Below are 22,933 nucleotides of genomic sequence, written 5' to 3'. Positions count from 1 at the left end.
ACTGTAAATCTGCCGTCATCGACTTCGAAGGTTCGAATCCTTCCCCCACCACCATCTCCAAGCTTTACCTACAATTTGAATTACCCCTGGTGGGGTTCCCGAGCGGCCAAAGGGAGCAGACTGTAAATCTGCCGTCATCGACTTCGAAGGTTCGAATCCTTCCCCCACCACCATCACTTCTTGAAAGCACCCAACTAAATTAAAACGCTAAAAATCTATATCCTGCCCAAACAGGGAAGGATGAGAAGCTTCGACTAAGGTTCGATTCGAGCGCCAGCGAGAAAGCGTTGCCGCAGGCAACGACCCGAAGGGCGAGGCGCAGCCGAGTAATCCTTCCCCCACCACCATCACTTCCTGGTAGTACCTCCTCTAATTAAATATTCAAAGCTGTCTTAGTCTTCTCTTTTCGTTTTCTCATTCTATTTTAAAACTCTGCCATATATATCCCGGCAGCACCGCCGGGGAACACAGGCCATACAAACAAAAAACCCCGCCGAAGCGGGGTTTAGAGCATCATAGAACCGTATTAATGACGCGCACGAACAATCTGATACTTGCGGGTCAGATACTCGACCGGCACGCTCCAGATGTGTACCAGACGCGAGAATGGGAACAGCAGGAACAGCGTCATCCCCAGCACCAGGTGCATACGGTAGATAAACGCTACGCCGTCCAGGTGGGCGGAAGCGCCACCGTGGAAGGTCACCACGGACTGCGCCCAACCGACCAGTTTCATCATCTCGCTACCGTCCATATGCTGCGCAGAGAACGGAATCGTCAGCAGGCCCAGCGCACACTGGATAACCAGTACGGACAGCACCAGAATATCAGCACCCGTCGTCGTGGCACGCACGCGTGGGCTGAACAGGCGGCGTTTAAGCAGCAGCACACCGCCGACCAGACACATCAAGCCAGCCGCACCGCCGCCAAACATCGCCATCTTCTGTTTCACTTCCAGCGGCAGCCACGCTTCATACATCCAGTGCGGGGTCAGCATACCCAGGAAGTGACCAGCAAAGACGCCCAGAATCCCGATATGGAACAGGTTCGATGCCAGGTTCATCCCTTTGCGATCCAGCATCTGGCTGGAAGCGGCACGCCAGGTGTACTGACCGTAGTCATAGCGCAGCCAGCTGCCAATCAGGAAGACAGAACCCGCGATGTACGGATAAATGTCAAAGAAGAACATATTCAGGAAGTGCATTATTGCTGTCCTCCGTTAGAGATATTCAAATATTGCGGGGCCACGGCTCCGGCAAAACGACGCTGGTGATTGGTAATTTCCGAATCACCGCAGCCCTGGTCGGCAAAGAATTTCACCTGCTCTTCTTCCCATACCGCGTCCAGCGCCTGTGGCGTATCATCACGGGCTTCGTCCGCAATTTTTTCCGCCACTTTCGCTTCATCCACCGCGCTATTTGCGAGCTTCAGCAGTTGCTCAAACAGCACCGCATAGCGGCTCTCACGCTGCTGCAGACGTGCGCAGAGCAGCGCCATAATCGGCGCAATGTCCTGCAAGCCGCCAATCGCTTCGCTCTCTGGCAGCTGTGCCAGATATTCCAGATACAGCGGCAGGTGGTCCGGCAGCTCGCGGCTGTCGAGGACCAGACCATGCTGTTCGTACTGATTCAGCAGATCGACCATCGCCTGCCCGCGGTCGCGGGATTCGCCGTGAACGTGTTCAAACAACAGCAGCGACGTCGCGCGACCACGGTCAAACAGTTCACTGTAGGCAGCCTGAGCATCCAGCAGATCCTGCGCGGTTAAATCGCGCAGGAAGACGCCCAGGGCCTGGGCGTCTGCGGGTTCCAGTTTTTCTGATTCAGACAGAACGTCAAAGAGTTCGCCTTGATGCTGCCATAAGGCAGCATCCGGGTACTCAAGGAGACGTGAAATCACCACGAGTTCAATCATGCGTGCGGCTCCGTTTTGCTGCTCACGTCCACAGAATCGATACGGCGGCTGTTGAACAGGTTGAACTTGGTGTCCGAACCGTGACAGCCATCGCCGAAGCTAAAGCCACAACCGTTTTTCTCTGGGAACGCTTCGCGCGCTTGTTCACGGTGACTGCTTGGCACCACGAAACGATCTTCGTAGTTAGCAATCGCCAGATAGCGGTACATTTCCTGCGCCTGTGCTTCGGTCAGACCCACCTCTTCCAGCGCACGGGTATCGATAACACCATCGACGGTTTCCGTACGTTTGAAGTGGCGCATCGCCAGCATACGTTTCAGCGCCAGCAGTACCGGCTGGGTGTCGCCTGCGGTCAGCAGGTTAGCCAGGTACTGAACCGGGATACGCAGACTTTCAACGTCCGGCAGGATACCGTTGCTGCCCAGTTCACCCGCATCGGCTGCGGACTGAATTGGTGACAGCGGCGGCACGTACCAGACCATCGGCAGCGTGCGGTATTCAGGATGCAGCGGCAGCGCCAGCTTCCAGTCCATCGCCATTTTATAAACCGGCGATTTCTGTGCGGCATCAATTACGCTCAGCGGAATACCGTCTTTCTGCGCCTGTTCAATCACTTTCGGATCGTTCGGATCGAGGAACACGTCCAGCTGACGCTGATACAGATCTTTCTCGTTCTCGGTGCTCGCAGCAGTTTCAATCGCATCCGCGTCGTACAGCAGCACGCCGAGGTAACGAATACGGCCTACACAGGTTTCTGAACACACGGTCGGCTGACCCGCTTCAATACGCGGGTAGCAGAAGATGCATTTTTCAGACTTGCCGCTCTTCCAGTTGAAGTAGATTTTTTTGTACGGACAGCCGGTAATGCACATACGCCAGCCGCGGCACTTGTCCTGGTCAATCAGCACGATGCCGTCTTCTTCACGTTTGTAGATTGCACCGCTCGGGCACGTGGCGACACATGCCGGGTTAAGGCAGTGCTCACACAGACGCGGCAGGTACATCATGAAGGTATTTTCGAACTGGCCGTACATTGCCTTCTGCATGTTGTCGAAGTTTTTGTCTTTCGACAGCTTCTCGAACTCACCGCCAAGGTCATCTTCCCAGTTCGGACCCTTGGTGATTTTGTCCATGCGTTTGCCAGTAATCAGCGAACGTGGGCGTGCGATCGGCTGTGCCTTGCTATCGGCCGGTGCGTTGTGCAGCGTCTGGTAGTCAAAATCAAACGGCTCGTAGTAATCATCCAGACCCGGCAGATGCGGGTTGGCGAAGATTTTACCCAGCAGCAGCGCTTTGTTACCCATGCGCGGTACCAGCTTGCCGTTGATTTTACGGATCCAGCCACCTTTGTATTTCTCCTGGTCTTCCCAGTCGGTCGGGAAACCGGTGCCCGGCTTGGTTTCAACGTTGTTGAACCATGCGTATTCGGTCCCTTCACGGCTGGTCCAGACGTTTTTACAGGTCACTGAGCAGGTATGACAGCCGATGCATTTATCGAGATTCAGCACCATGCCGACTTGTGAACGAATTTTCATTTTACGCTCTCCTGTACCTGGTCATTGCCTTCGCCGTCCAACCAGTCAATGTTCTTCATCTTACGTACCACCACAAACTCATCACGGTTCGAACCCACGGTACCGTAGTAGTTAAAGCTATAAGCCAGGTGCGCATAGCCGCCGATCATATGGGTCGGTTTTGGCGTGATGCGGGTCACTGAGTTATGGATACCACCGCGTTGACCGGTAATTTCTGAACCTGGCAGGTTAACAATACGTTCCTGCGCGTGGTACATCATGGTCATCCCGGCCGGTACACGCTGGCTCACAACTGCACGTGCCGTCAGCGCACCGTTGTTGTTGAAGACCTCAATCCAGTCGTTATCTTCGATACCGATCTCTTTGGCATCTTCTTCGCTCATCCACACCACCGGACCACCGCGACCTAAGGTCAGCATCAGCAGGTTGTCGCTGTAGGTTGAGTGAATCCCCCATTTCTGGTGCGGGGTCAGGAAGTTCAGCGCCTTCTCTGGGTTACCGTTGGATTTCTTACCCATCACCTCTTTCACCGAACGAGTGTCGATAGGTGGGCGGTAAACCAGCAGGCTTTCACCGAAGTCACGCATCCACTGGTGGTCCTGATACAGGGACTGACGACCAGACAGCGTACGCCATGGAATCAGCTCGTGAACGTTGGTATAGCCAGCGTTGTAAGAGACGTGTTCGTCTTCCAGACCGGACCAGGTTGGGCTGGAGATAATCTTGCGCGGCTGCGCCTGAATATCACGGAAGCGAATTTTTTCGTCTTCTTTATTGAGTGCCAGATGCGTGTGGTCACGACCGGTGAACTCGCTCAGCGCCGCCCAGGCTTTCACCGCCACCTGACCGTTGGTTTCCGGTGCCAGGGTGAGGATCATCTCTGCAGCATCAATCGCCGTATCCAGCATCGGCTGGCCTTTCGCCGGGCCTTCTGCTTTGGTGTAGTTGAGCTTACGCAGCAGATCCATTTCGCTCTGGGTGTTCCAGGCAATCCCTTTACCGCCGTTACCGATTTTTTCCATCAATGGCCCGATGGAGGTAAAGCGTTCGTAGGTTGCCGGATAATCACGTTGAACCGGGATAATGTGCGGTGCGGTTTTACCTGGGATCAGGTCACACTCGCCTTTTTTCCAGTCCTTCACGTCTAACGGCTGTGCCAGTTCGGCCGCGGAGTCATGCTGGATTGGCAGCGTAACAATATCCGTTTCCTGGCCGAGGTGACCCACGCAGACTTCGGAGAATTTCTTCGCGATGCCTTTGTAGATTTCCCAGTCGCTTTTCGACTCCCATGCCGGGTCGACAGCAGCAGACAGCGGGTGAATAAACGGATGCATATCCGAGGTATTCATATCGTCTTTTTCGTACCATGTTGCCGTTGGCAACACGATATCGGAATACAGACAGGTGCTCGACAGACGGAAGTCCAGCGTCACCACCAGATCCAATTTACCGTCGAGACCGTTGTCCTGCCATTCCACTTCTTCAGGCTTCAGACCGCCCTGCTTGCCCAGATCCATCCCCTGAATACCATGTTCGGTACCCAGCAGATATTTCAGCATGTATTCATGGCCTTTACCGGAAGAGCCCAGCAGGTTAGAACGCCAGATGAACAGGTTACGTGGGTGGTTTTTACCGTTTTCTGGCTGTTCAGCCGCAAAACGAATGGTGCCTTCTTTCAGCGCCTTAACGGTGTAATCAACCGGATCCATCCCGGCTTTCTTCGCATCATCAACAATACGCAGTGGGTTTGTGCCTAACTGCGGTGCAGACGGCAGCCAGCCCATACGTTCTGCACGGACGTTAAAGTCCAGCAGATGACCGGTGTAGCGAGATTTATCCGCCATCGGCGACAGCAGTTCCTGCGCGGTAACCGACTCATAACGCCATTGGCTGGAGTGGTTATAGAAGTAGGAAGTACTGTTCATGTGTCGTGCTGGACGCTGCCAGTCAAGACCGAATGCCAGTGGCTGCCAGCCGGTCTGTGGACGCAGTTTTTCCTGGCCAACATAGTGGGCCCAACCGCCGCCGCTCTGACCGATACAACCGCAGAACACCAGCATGTTGATAAGACCACGATAGTTCATATCGAGGTGATACCAGTGGTTAAGACCGGCACCAACGATGATCATCGAACGACCGTGCGTTTTATCGGCGTTATCGGCAAACTCGCGAGCAATACGAATAATCTGCGCACGTGGAACGCCGGTAATTTTCTCAGCCCACGCCGGCGTATATGCCTTGATATCATCGTAGCTGGTTGCACAGTTTTCATCGTTCAGACCGCGATCCAGGCCGTAGTTAGCCATGTTCAGGTCATAAACGGTGGTCACCAGCGCGGTGGTACCATCGGCAAGTTGCAGACGTTTCACCGGCAGCTTGTGCAGCAAGATATTTTCAAGTTCGACGCTGGTGAAGTGCTCAGTGCCTTCACCGCCAAAGTACGGGAAGCCCACCTGAGCAATCTCATCGTGGCTACCCAGCAGGCTCAGCTGCAGTTCAGTTTCAGCACCGGATTTGCCGTCGCGTTGCTCAAGGTTCCATTTACCTTTTTCGCCCCAACGGAAACCGATAGAACCATTCGGTGCCACCATCTCACCATCGGTATTGATGGCAACGGTTTTCCACTCTGGGTTATTTTCCTGGCCCAAAGCATCAACCAGGTCAGCAGCACGCAGCATACGGCCCGCAGCGTAATAACCTTCGCGCTCTTCCAGCATCACCAGCATCGGGAAGTCGGTGTAGCGACGCACGTAGTCGGTGAAGTACTGGCTTGGTTTGTCGAGGTGGAATTCACGCAGCATCACGTGGCCCATCGCCAGCGCCATGGCTGCATCGGTACCCTGCTTCGGTGCTAACCACAGGTCGCACAGCTTAGCGATTTCAGCGTAGTCCGGGGTAATAGCAACGGTTTTGGTACCTTTATAGCGAACTTCGGTGAAGAAGTGCGCGTCCGGGGTACGGGTCTGCGGAACGTTGGAACCCCAGGCGAGGATGTAGCTGGAGTTATACCAGTCAGCGGATTCCGGTACGTCGGTCTGTTCGCCCCAGGTCTGCGGAGAGGCAGGCGGCAGGTCACAGTACCAGTCGTAGAAGCTCAGGCAGGTGCCGCCAATCAGGGAGAGATAGCGTGCGCCGGAAGCGTAGGAGACCATCGACATCGCCGGAATTGGCGAGAAGCCTGCTACACGGTCTGGGCCGTAGGTTTTTACGGTGTAAACGTTGGACGCCGCAATCAGTTCGTTCACTTCCTGCCAGGAGGAGCGAACGAAGCCGCCGCGGCCACGCGCTTGTTTGAAGCTTTTCGCTTTGTCGGCATCTTCAATAATGGATGCCCAGGCATCAACCGGATCGCTGTGCAGTTTTTTCGCCTCACGCCACATTTTCATCAGGCGTTTGCGCATCAGCGGATATTTCAGACGGTTGGCGCTATAGAGGTACCAGGAATAGCTCGCCCCACGCGGACAGCCGCGAGGTTCGTGGTTTGGCAGATCAGGACGGGTGCGCGGATAGTCAGTCTGCTGGGTTTCCCAGGTGACCAGACCGTTTTTAACATAAATTTTCCAGCTGCAGGAGCCAGTGCAGTTTACGCCGTGCGTAGAACGAACGACTTTGTCATGCTGCCAGCGCTGGCGGTATCCATCTTCCCAATCCCGGTTGGTATCTAGAATCTGTCCGTGCCCATCGGCAAATGTTTCACCCTTCTGTTTAAAGTAGCGAAACCGGTCCAGGAATTTACTCATCGGGTCTCTCCTGTTTGGAGCCTCACGGCTCTCTGATAAATCGACATTGCTGAATTTGCAGCGAAGTTAACGCGCTGAAAGATGAAGGGAATTGATAACGATCAAGGCGGCACTGCTTAACAAACGCCGCAAAAAAGCCACATACCACCAAGGTGGTATACATTCTTATTTTTTATAGCATTGAAAATTAAAGGTTTTTAATGAAAAGCGCTTATTTCAATATGTAAAATTTAGCCCTGACGGTATTAAGGGGTAGAGCCATTCCTGCTGGACGTTTTGCCACCCGGGCACGATGCCAACAGAAGGCAAAGCGAAGATAGTATGTTGTAACTAAGCAGAGATAAAATAAAGGCGCGAAACCTCGCGCCTTTATTTCAGAAATAACGTAATCCGTTATTTTTTCGCTTTACGACCGTATACCACCCAGGTCACCACGACGCAGACAATATAGAACACGAGGAACACTTTCATCGCGCCAGCCGGTGAGCCGGTTAAATCCAGCGAAGTCCCGAACGCTTTCGGAATAAAGAAGCCGCCGATAGCGCCAATTGCCGAGATAAAGCCCAGCGCTGCCGCCGTATCGGTAGCCGCTTCGCGCATCGCTTTCTCGTCGGAACCCCCCTCTGCTTTCACGCGATCCATCGTCAGCTTACGGAAGATAACGGAAATCATCTGGAAGGTGGAACCACTACCCAACCCGGCCGTCAGGAACAGCGCCAGGAAGACCACGTAGAAGGCAATGAAGCTGCCGCCTTCACCATTGGTTGGCAGAGTCATGAACAGCAGCGCACTGAATACCGCCATCAGGATAAAGTTAATCAGCGTCACGCGCGTCCCGCCCAGACGGTCGGAAATAGCCCCGCCGGCAGAACGTGCCAGCGCGCCGATAAACGGACCGAAGAAGGCATAATGCAGGATCTGAATTTCCGGGAACTGGGTTTTCGACAGCATCGCAAAACCGGCGGAGAAGCCGATAAATGAACCGAAGGTCGCCAGATACAGCAGGCTCATGATCCACAGGTGACCACGTTTCAGTACCGGCAGCTGCTCTTTAAGCGACGCCTTAGACGTGGCCAATTCGTTCATGCCAAACCAGGCCGCTACGGTGAAGATGGCCAGGAACGGTACCCAAATCCACGCCGCGTTCGCCAGGAACAGCTCGCTACCATCGGGTTGCGTCACGCCATGGCTGCCAAAAACGGCGAAAATGGAGAGAGAAACCGCCAGTGGAGCCACCAGCTGCATCACGCTCACGCCCATATTGCCGAGACCGCCGTTAAGGCCGAGCGCACCGCCCTGCTTCGCTTTCGGGAAGAAGAAGCTGATGTTCGCCATGCTAGACGCAAAGTTTGCACCCGCGAAGCCGCACAGCAGAGAGATAATGATGAAGGTGCTAAACGGCGTGGAGGTGTCCTGAACGGCAAAGCCCAGCCATACGCAAGGAATGATAAGGATCCCGGTGCTGAACGCCGTCCAGCGACGGCCACCCACCAGCGGTACCATAAAGGAATACGGTACGCGCAGCAGTGCGCCAGAAACGGAAGGTAACGCGGTCAGCATGAACAGCTGATCGGTTGTAAACTGGAAGCCCACTTTTGGTAAATTGACGGCGACCGCGCTGAACAGCATCCATACGCAGAAAGCCAGCAGTAAACATGGAACGGAAATCCACAGGTTCCGGCTTGCAACGCGATGGCCGCGTTCTTGCCAGAACGCCGGATCTTCCGGTCGCCAGTCGGTAATGACAGCGCCGGTTGCCCTTTCGGGGGCAGTGGAGTGACTCATAGACACCTCTGATTATTAATATCAACCCTTGCCACATTAGGGTTTACACCGCGCGGTAAGTTGATATAAATCAAAGGAAAAGTTGACATTATCTTGTTTAAAAAAACATCATTACCCTTTATGGGTAGGTTTTAATCGATAAAAAAACCTGTTTTATCACGTGGCTGTTACGCCCGTACCCCTCTACCCCTTGCAACTCGGCTATCATGGAAATAAAGGGGTAACTCTTTAGGGGTATGGGTATACTCCAGGCGATAGTCGAAAATAACGCCACTCGCCGGAGAGACTTCCGTCAGGAGCCGTATCGCACCATGTTTAGACGTTTTTTTACACCACTCACGCTGGTGAATCAACTGGCCCTCATCGTACTGCTGTCCACCCTCATCGGCGTGGCGAGTATGATGATTTCCGCACGCCTGGTGAACGGTGTCCAGGGAAGCGCGCATGCCATCAACCAGGCGGGTTCGCTGCGCATGCAGAGCTACCGCCTGCTGGCCGCGATTCCGGTGGATCAGAACGATGAGCCGCTGTTCGCTGAGATGCAAAAAACCGTCTTCAGCCCGGAACTGCAGCTAGCTGCCGAGCGCGATGGTCAGGTCGCGCAGCTTCACGAGCTTCAGCAGTACTGGCTAAAACATCTGGCGCCGGATATTAGTCAGGCGAAGAACCCGGATGATATCGCCGCCGATCTCACCGGCTTTGTTAATCGCATCGACCAACTGGTCACCGTCTTTGACCATACCACCGAACAACGTATCTCTCACGTGGTGTGGATGCACCGGCTGCTGGCCTTTTTCATGGCGGTACTGCTGATCTTTACCGTCTTCTGGCTGCGTACACGTCTGCTGCACCCGTGGCGACAGCTGCTGCGCATGGCCGAAGCCATCAGCCACCGCGATTTTACCCATCGCGCACAAATCAGCGGCCGCAATGAAATGGCGACCCTCGGCATGTCGCTGAATAATATGTCCGCCGAGCTGGCGGAAAGCTACGCCTCGCTGGAGCGTCGTGTGCAGGAGAAAACCGCCGGGCTGGAGCAAAAAAACGCCATTCTCTCCTTCCTGTGGCAGGCTAACCGCCGCCTGCACTCCAGTGCACCGCTGTGCGAGCGTATCTCTCCGGTGCTGAACGGCCTTCAGGAACTCACCCCGCTGCGGGAAATTGAAGTCCGGGTTTACGATACCGAAGATGAAGATAACCATCAGGAATTTAGCTGCCACTCCGGCTGGGAGTGCGATGACAGAGGCTGTTACCTCTGCCCACGCGACGTCGATACCGCAGCCCATGACGGTATTACGCTGAAATGGCGACTAACCGACCCGCGTAACCAGTACGGTATCCTGCTGGCGACGCTACCGCACGGACGTGAGCTGAGCCACGATCAGCAACAGCTGGTTGATACCCTGCTCGAGCAAATCACCTCGACGCTGGCGCTGGACAAACAGCTGGAGCGCCAGCAGCAGCTGATCGTGATGGAAGAACGCTCAACGATTGCCCGCGAGCTTCACGACTCCATCGCCCAGTCGCTCTCCTGTATGAAGATGCAGGTCAGCTGTCTGCAGATGATGCAAAAAGAGCAGTCGTCTGAGGAAAGCCGCGAGCTGTTGAGTCAGGTGCGTAATGAACTGAACACCTCGTGGGCGCAGCTGCGCGAACTGCTAACCACCTTCCGCCTGAAGCTGACCGAGTCCGGCCTGCGTCCGGCGCTGGAAGCCAGCTGTCAGGAGTACAGCGGCCATTTCGGCTTCCCGGTGCAGCTCGACTACCAGCTGCCGCCGCGCTACGTACCGTCGCACCAGGCCATTCACCTGCTGCAGATTGCCCGTGAGGCCTTAAGCAACGCGTTGAAGCACTCGCAGGCAACAGAAGTGAAAGTCAGCGTTACCCAACAAAACAACCAGGTCAAACTGGTGGTGGCTGATAACGGCTGTGGCGTTCCGCTGCATGCTGAACGCAGCAACCATTATGGCCTAATTATTATGCGTGACCGCGCTCAAAGCCTGCGTGGCGATTGCCAGGTTCGTCGTCGCGAAAGCGGCGGCACAGAAGTCGTGGTTACGTTTGTCCCCGAACAATCGCTTTCTACTCCCCAAGGAGATACCCATGAGTAATCAGGAACGGGCTACTATCCTGTTAATTGACGATCATCCTATGCTGCGTACCGGCGTCAAACAGCTGGTCAGTATGGCATCAGATATTCAGGTCGTAGGCGAGGCCAGCAACGGTGAACAAGGTATTGAACTGGCAGAAGCACTCGATCCCGATCTGATCCTGCTCGATCTCAATATGCCCGGCATGAACGGTCTGGAAACCCTCGACAAGCTGCGTGAGAAATCTCTCTCTGGCCGCGTGGTGGTGTTCAGCGTGTCCAACCACGAAGAAGACGTGGTCACCGCCCTCAAACGCGGTGCCGATGGCTATCTGCTGAAAGATATGGAGCCGGAAGATCTGCTGAAAGCCCTGCAACAGGCTGCCGCCGGTGAGATGGTATTAAGCGAAGCGTTAACGCCGGTGCTGGCTGCCAGCCTGCGCGCCAACCGCGCCACCTCTGACCGCGACATCAACCAGTTGACCCCGCGCGAGCGCGATATTCTCAAGCTGATTGCCCAGGGTCTGCCAAACAAGATGATTGCCCGCCGTCTGGACATTACGGAAAGCACCGTGAAGGTTCACGTGAAGCATATGCTGAAGAAAATGAAGCTGAAATCCCGCGTCGAAGCCGCCGTGTGGGTGCACCAGGAACGTATTTTCTGAGAATCGCCGCTACGGTGTCATATCCAACCAGCTATTGCCCTGCGGGGCAAAGCTGACGACAGGCTCAGTCAACGCCAGCGTTATCTCATTCGAGGTGACGCGCTGCCCCTTACCATCCTCCACTACCACCGACAGATGCCAGATATTGCTGGCCCCCTCCGTCGGATCCCAGGCCGGCATGATAATGCTCCAGCCATCGGTGCTGTTGCCCGTGGCCGGCGGCGTCAGGCTTAACGCTTCGGTATCCCCCTGCCAGCTGATTGATTTGATCCCATATTCGTCGTGAACCTGAATTTTCAGCGCCACCGTTTCGTAGCCCGTGAGATCCCACGGCGGGGTAGCGAGATAGACGCTCAGGCTTTTGCGCTGACGAAACTCCATCACTGGCTGATTGTTGCGCTCTGGCGCATCGTAGCGGCTGCCACGCAGCGTGCGGGTCTGCGCCACCTCATCGGCGGCAAGCTGCTTCTTCAGCGGCACGCCAAAGCGATAGTTGACCTTCATGCCGAGGTTATTCTGATTTACCCCGCTCTCCCCCTGCTTGTGCTGAGCGCTGAAGGTGAATAACGGCACCGGGGTGTAGTTCAGGCCCAGTGATACCGCGACCGGGTTACGGTATCCCGTGCCGCTGCGAAACAGATCGACGCTGTCGCCGAAATACTGCTCGACGCTGAGGCTGGTGTTGATGTGATTATAAGCCGGGATCCACGCCTGCGCGGTCAGATCATAGCCGCGCGCCATGCGCTGTTGCAGCGTGGTGCCGCTGTTTTGCCAACCGTGCAATGGATAGTAGTAGTTCGCCGAAAAACGCAGGTTCTCGCCCCACGCTTCCGCGCCAAGCCCGCCGCGATTGAGATGGGCATCGAGCAGGCTGTCATAAAAGGTGTTGTAGCCAAGTAACCATTGCCCGGCGACCCAGCGCTGCCCCAGACCCAGATTGCCCACCAGCCCTTCGTCGTGCTGCGTCAGGCCAAGCTGGCTCCAGGTAAGATACTGCGTATTATCCTGCAGCGGTACAAACCAGCTTCCGTGGCTACCGGTCATCTTGCCCTGATCGTCCACCAGCAGCTGAATGTTGGTATTCCCCCAGGGAGAGAGCCAGTTTTCAAGCTGGTGATTCATCTGACCGTTGAGCCTGTCCTGCAACTGCGTCATGGCAAATAGCCGCGCCTGCTCGCCGGTATCCAACCCGTTGTCGGTCATGCTGGCTTCACCGAAGGCCTTCACCATCTCGGCAAAGTGTTTCTCTGCGTCGTGATTTTCCGGTGCAATACTTAGATCCGGCAGGCTATCAGCCTGATTATCGAAGGGATGTTCCGCCTCTTCGACAAACGACGTCAGCGCACGCGCACTTCCGCCGGTCAACGCCAGCAACACGAAAAATGACGAGTAAAAACGCAAAGACAAAACCGCAACCCCATAGCCAGCTTCAATGCAGGCTGAAAAATTCAGCCCCAAAGACATTAGTCTAGCGCCTTTGCGGACAGGGTTCAGCCCTGGTGGCCTCTTATAAGAATTGCCTGAAGGTCATAAAATCGTCACCTTCATTGCCGTGCTGGCGAGCAGCGCCTTCAGCTCTGGCACGCAGGAGCCGCAGTTGGTGCCGCATTTCAGCCGTTCGCCCAGCTCACCCGCCGTGCGGCAGCCCTGTTTTTCAATCGCGTCGAGGATGGTTTTTTCGCCAACGCTGAAACAGCTGCAAACAATTTTACCCACCGCCGGACGCGCCAGATCCTGCCCACTCAGCAGCGCATGACGCGCCGCCAGCGTCTGCGGCGCCTCGTTAAACGCCCGACATACTAATGCATCGTCCACTTCCGGTAGCGCATCACCGCTCCAGAAGCCGAGCATCAAACGTTCATTCTGCCACGCCAGCACATGCCAGATATCACCGGCGTTGGCGAGTTGCACCTGCCAACCCTGCTGCTGGCACCAGGCTAGTATCTCGTGTTGTACCAGACGATCGCCGCAGAGGGTGACGTGGCGCAGTCCCGGTGCGGCTTTACGCCACCAGTGTAGATGCCCCGGCAGCGGCACGTCGCTGCGGGAGTAAAGCTCGCCCTGCCACAACGGTTGCCACGGCGCGATGCGCACCGCGGTCTGCTTACTTTCCGGCTGCCCGGAGTGCGGGTCGACCACCGAGGCCACCAGCCCGTTCACCTTCCCCTGACGGGCAAAGCAGTCGTTCCAGTGCATCGGCGTAAACAGCGAGCCGCGGCGCTGGCTCTCCGTCACCACCACCTTCGCCACCATCACGCCGTGTGGCGAACTGATGCGCGCTAAACCGCCGGACAACAGCGCAAAGTGCGCGGCATCCTGCGGCGAAACTTCCACTATCGGCTGCGCGATATGCTGCATCAGGCGCGGAACGCTACCGGTGCGGGTCATGGTGTGCCACTGGTCACGGATCCGCCCGCTGTTGAGGATCAGTGGATAGAGCGGCTGTGTCTGCGCCTGCATGCCACGCGGCGTGACCGGCACCATTCGTACTCGCCCGTCGCCTCGCCAGCCACGATACAGATCCAACGTGACCTTGTGACGGCTGACCGGCCAGCGCACCGGCGCAAGTTCATCCCACGCCTCACGGCTTAATTCCGCAAGCCCGCTGATATCAAACGCTCGCTGGCCATCATTTTCAAAGCCGGAGAGCGCGGCATGTTCACTAAAGACCTCATGCGGATGCTGCCAGGCAAACGCCACCCCGAAGCCCAGGCGCTCGGCGACGCGGGCAATTATCCACCAGTCGGCTCGCGCCTCGCCGGGCATGGGCAAAAATGCCCGCTGGCGCGAAATACGCCTCTCGGAGTTGGTCACGGTACCGTTTTTCTCCCCCCACCCCAGCGCCGGGAAGCGAATATGCGCGTACTGTGAGGTTTCTGTTTGCGCGGCAATTTCAGAGACAATCACCAGCGGGCAGCGCTTCAGCGCCTGGCTTACCGCGTGGCTGTCCGGCAGTGACACCGCCGGATTGGTGCCCATGATCCACACCGCTTTCACCTCGCCGCGCCCCATCGCCGCAAACAGATCCACCGCCATCAGCCCCGGTGTTTGCGCCAGCCGCTCGGTGCCCCAGAAACGCGCCACCCGAGCGAGGTCGGCGGGTTCGAAGTTCATATGCGCCGCCAGCATCGTCGCCAGCCCACCCACTTCACGGCCCCCCATCGCATTTGGCTGCCCGGTCAGCGAAAACGGGCCGCAGCCTTCACGGCCAAATTTGCCGCTGGCAAGGTGGACGTTAATGATAGCGTTGCATTTGTCGCTACCGCTGGAGGATTGGTTAATGCCCATGGTGTAGAGCGTGATGGCTCTCGGTGCGGCAATAAAGTCCTGATAAAACGCAGCGACCTCCGCGAGCGGCAGCCCACAAAATGCCGCCACGCGTTCGATGTCCCAGGATTGCGCAGCCTCCAGCGCGGCAGGCGCATCCGCAAAATCATCCTCGCATCCGCCGCGTTTGACGATGGCGTTCAGCAGCCCGACAAACAGCCCGGCATCCGTGCCAGGGGCAATCGCCAGATGGCGGTCGGCAATATCGCAGGTGGCGGTGCGACGCGGGTCGATAACCACCACCTTCATCTGCGGGTTCTGTTGCTTAGCCTGCACCAACCGTTGATAAAGCACCGGATGCGCCCAGGCCGCGTTGGAACCGACCAGCACCACCAGGTCACTGCGTTCTACGTCCTCATAGCTGCACGGCACCACATCAGCGCCCCACGCGCGTTTATAGCCGGTGACCGCCGACGACATGCACAGCCGCGAGTTGGTATCGATATTCGCCGCGCCGATAAATCCTTTCATCAGCTTATTGGCGGCGTAATAGTCCTCGGTCAGCAGCTGTCCGGAGGCATAAAACGCCACCGCCTGCGGGCCGTGCTCGGCAATAATCGCCTGTAGCCGTTCACCGGCCGCATCCAGCGCCCGATCCCAACTAACTTCATGTCCATCAACGGACGGATGCAACAAGCGCCCCTCCAGACCAGTGGTTTCGCCGAGCGCAGAGCCCTTCACGCACAGGCGACCCAAGTTTGCCGGATGGGCCTCATCGCCCCGCACGCTGACCGCGCCGTCAATCACCGTGGCCAGCACCCCGCAGCCAACGCCACAGTATGGGCACGTTGTTCGGGTTTCTGTCATGAGGCCTCCGCGCGCATCACCAGTTCCTGGCTACTGACCCACACTTTGCCCTCTTCTACTTTCACCGGCCAGGCGCGCACCACAGGCTCACCGCTATCAGGATGGCGGCCATCGCGCAGACGAATACGCTGCTTGTAGAGCGGTGAAATGACAATTGGTTCGCCGCTGGCATCACCCAGCAAGCCGCGCGACAGCACGTTAGCCTGGCTGCCGGGCTCCTGATTATCCAGCGCATAGACGTGGCCATTAAGGCGGAACAGGGCAATCTGCATCTCCCCTAGCCGCGCGCCAATCCCGGCCTGCGCGGGGATCTCTTCCAGCGTGCAGACCGCCTGCCACGGACGACGGCTACCCGCCAGCACCGGCGTCACGGTGACCGGCGCCAACTGCGGCTGCCCGCGCACGGTTTCACGCTGCACCGCTTCGTCTGGCATATCGCTGTTGACGAACGAACGGAACAGCGTCAACCGTTGCGGATCGCTCAGGGTGGTCTGCCATTCGCACTGGTAGCTGTCGATAACACGTGCCATCTCCTGCTCCAGCTCTTCGCCAATGCCCAGCGAATCGTCGAGGATTACGCTGCGCAGGTATTCCAGCCCGCCTTCCAGGTTATCCATCCAGGTGCTGGTGCGCTGCAGACGGTCGGCGGTACGGATGTAAAACATCAGAAACCGGTCGATAGTGCGCAACAGCGTGGCGTCGTCAAGGTCGCTGGCGAACAGATCCGCATGACGCGGTTTCATCCCGCCGTTGCCGCACAGATAGAGGTTCCAGCCCTTGTCGGTGGCAATCACCCCCACGTCTTTACCCTGCGCTTCCGCGCACTCTCGGGTACAGCCGGAGACCGCCATTTTAATCTTGTGCGGCGCGCGCAGCCCTTTGTAGCGATGCTCCAGGGTTACCGCCAGCCCGGTGGAATCCTGCACTCCGTAACGGCACCAGGTTGAGCCCACGCAGGACTTCACCGTGCGCAGCGACTTGCCGTAGGCATGCCCGGTCTCAAAACCGGCCTCCACCAGCGCTTGCCAGATAGCGGGAAGCTGCTCCAGCCGCGCGCCAAACAGGTCAATACGCTGGCCACCGGTAATTTTGCTGTAAAGCGCATAGCGTTTGGCTATCTGCCCGATGGCAATCAGCCCGTCCGGCGTCACCTCACCGGCAGGCATGCGTGGTACCACGGAATAGGTGCCGTCTTTCTGAATATTGGCAAAGTAGCGATCGTTGGTGTCCTGCAGGGGTAAATGTGCAGGTTTCAGCAAGTATTCATTCCAGCAGGAGGCCAGCACGGACCCCACCAGCGGTTTGCAGATTTCGCAGCCGTCGCCGTGACCGTAACGGGCCATCAACTGTTCAAAGGTGTGAATCCGGTTCACGCGCACCAGGTGATAGATCTCCTGACGCGAATACGGGAAGTGTTCGCAGATATCCTTTTTCACCTCCACGCCCTGCTGCGCCAGCTGATACTCCATCACCTGTTTGACCAACGCGCTACAGCCGCCGCAGCCGGTGGCCGCTTTGGTGCAGCTTTTAATGGCCCCCATCTCGCTGGCACCGTTGCTCACGGCATGGCAGATATCGCCTTTGCTGACGTTGTGACAGGAGCAGATTTGCGCACTGTCCGGCAGCGCCGCCACGCCGAGCGCTTTTGGCGCACTGCCTTCCAGCGCGGGCAGGATCAGCGATTCCGGGTGCGACGGCAGCGTGATATCGTTGAGCATCATTTGCAGCAGCGTGGCGTAATCGCTGGCATCCCCCACCAGCACGCCGCCGAGCAACGTTTTACCGTCGGCGCTGACCACAATCTTTTTATAGATTTGCTCCGGCCCATGAACCCACTGATAGCTCTGGCTTCCAGCGGTGCGCCCGTGCGCGTCGCCAAATGAGGCCACATCGACGCCGAGCAGCTTGAGCTTAGTGCTCATATCCGCCCCGGTGAATTCGCTCGTTTCCCCCGCCAACGCCCCGGCGGCTACCCGCGCCATCTGATAGCCGGGCGCCACCAGACCATAGATTTTGTTATCCCACAGCGCGCATTCGCCGATGGCAAAGATATCGCTATCGGAAGTGCGGCACTGGTTATCAATGGCGATACCGCCGCGTTCCCCCAGAAGAATGCCGCTGCTACGCGCCAGCGCGTCCTGCGGGCGAATACCCGCCGAGAACACCACCATATCGGTAATCAAACATTCACCGTCGGCAAACTGCAGCGTAAGCCCTTCGTCCGTCTGACGAATTTCTGTGGTAGCTTTGCTGGTGTGCACGCTCACGCCAAGCTCGGTAATTTTCTCCCGCAGCATGGCGGCACCGCCGTTATCCAGCTGTACTGCCATCAGATTCGGCGCGAACTCCACCACGTGGGTCTCCAGCCCCAGTTGACGCAGCGCATTTGCCGCCTCCAGCCCCAGCAGGCCGCCGCCGATCACCACGCCGCGGCTCGCCGTTTTAGCACATGCAGCGATCGCGTCGAGATCGTCCAGCGTGCGGTAGACAAAGCAGCCGGGCAGCGTATTACCGGGGATGGGCGGTACGAACGGGTATGAGCCGGTGGCGAGCACCAGCTTATCCCAGTGCAGCTCATGCCCTTCCGCGTCGCGGATAATCCGGGCTTCGCGGTCAATTTCCGCTACCGGCTGCGCCAGGCGCAGCTCAATGCCGTTATCAGCAAAGAAATCCCCCGCCACCATTGAGAGCGATTGCGCGCTGCGACCGGCAAAATACTCCGACAGATGCACCCGGTCGTAGGCGGCATAGCGCTCTTCGCCCAGCACCACAATCTGATACTGTTTATGCAACTGGTGGCTGACACACTGCTCAAGAAAATGGTGGCCGACCATCCCGTGCCCGACGACCGCTAATGTTGGTTTTGTCATGGTTTGCGTTCCTGCAGCCAACGGCTGCGTGGTAAAGGGGTCGAAAATCCAGCTCGCCTGTGCGGGCTGGACGGTATGCAATAAATCGGTAAAGGCGGCGGCGCTGGTGCAGTCACCAAGCAGCAGCACGCCGGCCAACTGGCCGTTTGCCACCAGCAGCCGCCGATAATGCCCGGTCTGCGGGTCATAGGAGGACCACTGGCTATCCCCGTCGATGGGCTGAACGCGCCCGGCGCTGAACAGGTCGATGCCGGTCACCTTCAGGCGGGTACCTCGGTCCTGCCAGTGGAAATCGGCCCGCGGGTAACCGCATAGCCTTGCCGCCAGCACGTCCGCCTGTTGCATGCAGGGCGCGACGAGGCCAAAGGTTTGTCCGTCAATTTCGCAGCACTCTCCGATGGCGCTCACGCCGGGGATAGCCGTTTCCAGCTGGCGGTTAACCACAATGCCGCGCTGGCAGGGAATTCCAGCCCGCTGCGCCAGCGCGATATTGGGACGTACGCCGGTCGCCATTACCACGCGGGTTGCCGGAATGGCGCGCCCGGTGTTTAACACCACCGCATTCGGCGTAATCTGCGCGATACCGGCGCTCAGTTCGCAGTCGATGCCGCGTTCAGCTAATTGCTGGGTCAATAGCTCGCCCGCCATCTCGTCTAACTGTTGTTCCATCAATCGTCCGCTGCGATGGATTAAAGTGACACCGTCACCTCTCAGGCGTAGCGCAGCGGCGGCTTCTACCCCCAACACCCCGCCGCCAATCACCACCGCATTACCCGGCGTCGCAAGAATGGCCTCCACATCAGCCAGGGTGCGGAAGGCAAAAACGTGCGGCAGGTCGATGCCCGGCAGCGGCGGAAGGAAGGCCTGCGAACCGCAGGTGAACACCAGTTCATCCCACTCCAGCTCGCGCTGGGTGGTGGTCACCCGACGCGACTGCACGTCAACCGCCAGCACCGTTTCACCGAGGCACAGCGTGATGTTATGGTCGCGGTACCACTGCGCCAGCTGCAGCAGCGTCTGGCTAAAATCCTTTTCCCCGCCAAGCACCGGGGAGAGCTGAATACGGCTGTAGGCCGGATGCGACTCGTCACCGATAAGGGTTATCGCAAACGCACCCGGCGCGTTCGTGACCAGCATTTCCGCTAGCCGGGTCGCCGCCATCCCGTTGCCGATCATCACCAGTCGCCGCATAGGAGCCCCTTACGCCGCTTTCGGCTGTTTTTCGTAAAGGAAGTGGAGGATCTGCTGACGCAGGTGGTGGTAACGGCTGTCATCCGCCAGATGCACGCGGTTACGCGGGCGCGGCAGATTCACCTCCAGCACTTCGCCCACCGTGGCCGCCGGGCCGTTGGTCATCATCATCACCCGGTCAGAGAGCAGCACCGCTTCATCAACGTCGTGGGTAATCAGCACGATGGTGGTGTTCAGCGACTGCTGGATTTGCATGACTGAGTCCTGCAGATGGGCACGGGTCAGCGCATCCAGTGCGCCAAACGGCTCGTCCATCAGCAGCACCTTTGGTTTCATCGCCAGCGCTCGCGCGATGCCCACGCGCTGTTTCATGCCACCGGAGATTTCACCCGGGCGTTTGTGCATGGCGTGGCCCATCTGGACGCGGTCGAGGTTGTGCGCAATCCACTCCCGACGCTCCGCTTTGTTCATGGTCTGGCGAAACACCTGGTCGACCGCCAGAGCCACATTGTCAAAGCAGGTCAGCCACGGCAGCAGCGAGTGGTTCTGGAACACCACCGCCCGCTCCGGCCCCGGCCCGGCAATTTCACGGTTATCACACAGCAGCCCGCCTTCGGTCGGCAGCGTAATACCGGCAATCAGGTTAAGCAGCGTCGATTTGCCGCAGCCCGAGTGCCCAATCAGACTGACGGTCTCCCCTTCGTGAATATCAAAAGAGACGTTCTGCAAGGCTAGAAATTCGCCGCTGGCGGTATGAAAACGCTGGCTCACGGCCTGGACCTGAATTAATGGTTTCATGATGTGCTCCTATTTCTCTTGCCAGCTAAAACGACGCGCAATCAGCATCAGCCCCTGCTCCAGCAGCAGTCCCACCACGCCGATAATGACGATGGCGATAAGGATGTTTTCGACGTTGAGGTTGTTCCACTCGTTCCAGATCCAAAAACCAATGCCCAGCCCGCCGGTCAGCATCTCTGCGGCGACAATCACCAGCCAGGCGATACCAATCGACAGCCGCACCCCGGTGAGCACCGACGGCAGCACCGCCGGGAAGAGGATTTTGCGCATTACCGTCCATTCCGAGAGATTCAGCACCCGCGCCACGTTGAGATAGTCCTGCGGAATGCGTCGCACCCCTTCGGCGGTGTTAATCACCATTGGCCAGATCGAGCAGATGAAAATCGTCCAGCTGGAGGCGGGTTCCGCTTTCTGGAACAGCAGCAGGCCAATTGGCAGCCATGCCAGCGGGCTGACCGGACGCAGCAGCGCGATCAGCGGGGTGAACATGCGCGAGGCAAAGGTAAAACGACCAATCAGAAAACCGAGCGGGATCCCCACCAGCGCCGCGAGGCCAAAACCCACCGCCACACGCTGTAAAGAGGCCAGCACGTTCCAGCCCACGCCGACATCGTTAGGGCCGTTGTTGTAGAACGGGTCAGAAAAGAGGGTTATCGCCGAATCGAGGGTACTGAGCGGCGTTGGAAAGCCTTTGCTGTTGACGGCGGCCAGCTGCCAGACCAGCACCAGCAAGCCCAGCCCCAGCACCGCGGGAATAGTGCGCTCTGCGAGTTCACGAAGATGGCGGCGCAGCGCTGGTGGTCTACGGCGAACCTGTACCGGCGGCATGGCGATCACTTCGCCAGCAGGTGCTGGCGCGTCGATAGGTTTGGTTTTGGTATTCATCTCATGCCCCTATACGTTGAATGGCGAAACTGCGGGCGTATCCAGCCGGGTCAGCCCCGGTCCAGACGGAGCCGTCGATTAACTTACTGCTGCGCAGGGTTTGCGTGGGGACGGCAATACCGCCAACCGCCTGCGCCGCCTCTTTCCAGACATCGATACGGTTAATGCGCTGGGCGACGGCCAGGTAGTCCGGGTCACTTTTCAGCAAGCCCCAGCGGCGGAACTGGGTTAAGAACCACATGCCGTCCGAGAGCCACGGATAGCTCACCTCACCCTGCTCGAAGAAGCGCATCGGGTGCGCATCCTGCCAGCGACGGCCAATACCGTTGTCGTACTCACCCAGCATTCGCCCAGTGAGGTACTGTTCTTTGGTGTTGAGCCAGCCGCGGTGAGAGAGGATTTGCGCGGTTTCGTGTTTATTATCGTCAGAGGCATCAATCCAGCGGGCGGCATCCATCAGCGCGGCCACCAGCGCCCGTGCGGTATTTGGGTGTTGCTCCACCCAGTCACGACGCGCGCCGAGCACTTTTTCCGGATGCTCCGGCCAGATGTCCTGACTGGTGGCAGCGGTAAAACCGATGCGATCGTTAATGGCGCGGGCGTTCCACGGCTCGCCGACGCAGAAGCCCACCATGTTGCCGATGCGCATGTTCATCACCATCTGCGGTGGCGGCACCACCACTGTGCGCACATCGTCAAACGGGTTGATCCCGCCGCTCGCCAGCCAGTAATAAAGCCACATGGCGTGGGTGCCGGTCGGGAAGGTGTGGGCGAAGGTATAGGTGCCCGGCGCGCTTTGCCCGACCAGAGTTTTCAACGCACCGAGGGTGGTGACGCCCTTTTCCTGTAGATCGCTCGACAGCGTGATCCCCTGACCGTTGCGGTTGAGGGTCATCAGGTTCGCCATCGGCTGTGGTTTCGCCGCCACGCCTAGTTCCAGCCCATACAGCAGGCCGTAAAGCACGTGCGCGGCGTCCAGCTCACCGTTAACCAGCTTGTCGCGCACCGCCGCCCAGCTGGCCTCTTTGCTCGGTACCAATGTAATGCCGTACTTTTTGTCGAAGCCTTTCAGTGAGGCTATCGCCAGCGGTGCACAGTCGGTCAGCGGAATAAAGCCCACCTTAACCGTCTGCAGTTCCGGCTTATCGGAACCTGCCGCCCAGACCGCCTGACTCATACCGGGCAGCAGCATTGCGCCGCCCAGTACTGCGCCCGCCTGCAACAGACGTCGCCGTGATAGTGAAACCGTCTCGCCCATACTCGCTCCCGAATGCAAAAAAAAAGCGCCCGGCAATGCTTACGCATTGCAGGACGCCTTTATCCTCGT

At 57.8% G+C, this 22,933-nt stretch carries 13 protein-coding genes, 1 tRNA gene and 1 other RNA gene; 4 read left to right on the top strand and 11 right to left on the bottom strand.

Annotation, left to right across the window (positions count from 1 at the left end):
• The first annotated feature begins 88 nt into the window (after nt 1–88).
• Nucleotides 89–173: transfer RNA gene (locus V6940_RS03595), tRNA-Tyr, on the top strand.
• Between the two features lie 46 nt (nt 174–219).
• Nucleotides 220–347, top strand: a non-coding RNA gene (locus V6940_RS03590) — RtT sRNA.
• 179 nt (nt 348–526) lie between these two features.
• On the opposite strand, the gene narI is transcribed toward V6940_RS03590, so the two are convergent.
• The 5 genes from narI to V6940_RS03565 all read right to left on the bottom strand — a co-directional run bounded on the left by narI (nt 527) and on the right by V6940_RS03565 (nt 8,974).
• Nucleotides 527–1,204 carry a respiratory nitrate reductase subunit gamma gene (gene narI / locus V6940_RS03585; protein ID WP_333494859.1) on the bottom strand — a complete coding sequence of 226 codons (678 nt, stop codon included), beginning with the start codon at nt 1,202–1,204 and terminating at the stop codon, nt 527–529.
• Entirely contained in the window at nt 1,204–1,914 is a 711-nt protein-coding gene (gene narJ, locus V6940_RS03580) for a nitrate reductase molybdenum cofactor assembly chaperone (RefSeq protein ID WP_333494858.1), read from the bottom strand. Before narJ ends, narI begins: the two co-directional genes overlap by 1 nt.
• Entirely contained in the window at nt 1,911–3,449 is a 1,539-nt protein-coding gene (narH, locus tag V6940_RS03575; protein WP_333494857.1) for a nitrate reductase subunit beta, read from the bottom strand. Before narH ends, narJ begins: the two co-directional genes overlap by 4 nt.
• Entirely contained in the window at nt 3,446–7,189 is a 3,744-nt protein-coding gene (locus tag V6940_RS03570; protein WP_333494856.1) for a nitrate reductase subunit alpha, read from the bottom strand. Before V6940_RS03570 ends, narH begins: the two co-directional genes overlap by 4 nt.
• A 393-nt stretch (nt 7,190–7,582) precedes the next feature.
• Nucleotides 7,583–8,974, bottom strand: coding sequence for a NarK family nitrate/nitrite MFS transporter (locus tag V6940_RS03565; RefSeq protein WP_333494855.1), 1,392 nt, complete (start codon nt 8,972–8,974; stop codon nt 7,583–7,585).
• A gap of 311 nt (nt 8,975–9,285) precedes the next feature.
• Here V6940_RS03565 and narX point away from each other — a divergent pair, with 311 nt between their 5' ends.
• The gene (gene narX, locus V6940_RS03560) at nt 9,286–11,085 is read left to right on the top strand and encodes a nitrate/nitrite two-component system sensor histidine kinase NarX (RefSeq protein ID WP_333494854.1); all 1,800 of its coding nucleotides are present in this window, start codon (nt 9,286–9,288) and stop codon (nt 11,083–11,085) included.
• Nucleotides 11,078–11,728 carry a two-component system response regulator NarL gene (gene narL, locus V6940_RS03555; protein WP_065356687.1) on the top strand — a complete coding sequence of 217 codons (651 nt, stop codon included), beginning with the start codon at nt 11,078–11,080 and terminating at the stop codon, nt 11,726–11,728. The genes narX and narL overlap by 8 nt, the downstream gene beginning before the upstream one ends.
• Nucleotides 11,729–11,737: 9 nt before the next feature.
• On the opposite strand, the gene V6940_RS03550 is transcribed toward narL, so the two are convergent.
• The 6 genes from V6940_RS03550 to V6940_RS03525 all read right to left on the bottom strand — a co-directional run bounded on the left by V6940_RS03550 (nt 11,738) and on the right by V6940_RS03525 (nt 22,864).
• On the bottom strand, nt 11,738–13,192 hold the full coding sequence (locus V6940_RS03550) for a YchO/YchP family invasin (protein ID WP_442910773.1): 1,455 nt from the start codon (nt 13,190–13,192) through the stop codon (nt 11,738–11,740).
• Between the two features lie 63 nt (nt 13,193–13,255).
• Nucleotides 13,256–15,862, bottom strand: coding sequence for a nitrate reductase (locus V6940_RS03545; RefSeq protein ID WP_333494852.1), 2,607 nt, complete (start codon nt 15,860–15,862; stop codon nt 13,256–13,258).
• Nucleotides 15,859–19,923, bottom strand: coding sequence for a nitrite reductase large subunit NirB (nirB, locus tag V6940_RS03540; RefSeq protein ID WP_333494851.1), 4,065 nt, complete (start codon nt 19,921–19,923; stop codon nt 15,859–15,861). Before nirB ends, V6940_RS03545 begins: the two co-directional genes overlap by 4 nt.
• Before the next feature lie 9 nt (nt 19,924–19,932).
• On the bottom strand, nt 19,933–20,721 hold the full coding sequence (locus V6940_RS03535) for an ABC transporter ATP-binding protein (RefSeq protein ID WP_333494850.1): 789 nt from the start codon (nt 20,719–20,721) through the stop codon (nt 19,933–19,935).
• A 9-nt stretch (nt 20,722–20,730) separates the two neighbouring features.
• Complete coding sequence (gene ntrB / locus V6940_RS03530; RefSeq protein ID WP_185669715.1) at nt 20,731–21,606, bottom strand: nitrate ABC transporter permease; 876 nt, start codon at nt 21,604–21,606, stop codon at nt 20,731–20,733.
• Nucleotide 21,607: 1 nt separating this feature from the next.
• Complete coding sequence (locus V6940_RS03525) at nt 21,608–22,864, bottom strand: CmpA/NrtA family ABC transporter substrate-binding protein (RefSeq protein ID WP_333494849.1); 1,257 nt, start codon at nt 22,862–22,864, stop codon at nt 21,608–21,610.
• Nucleotides 22,865–22,933 lie beyond the last annotated feature (69 nt).

Origin of the sequence: Kluyvera sp. CHPC 1.251 (assembly GCF_036759945.1) — a bacterium.
GTDB classification, from domain to species: Bacteria; Pseudomonadota; Gammaproteobacteria; order Enterobacterales; family Enterobacteriaceae; genus Kluyvera; species Kluyvera sichuanensis.
Note: the sequence above shows the minus strand (reverse complement) of the source record. Positions and strands in the feature narration are given on the sequence as shown.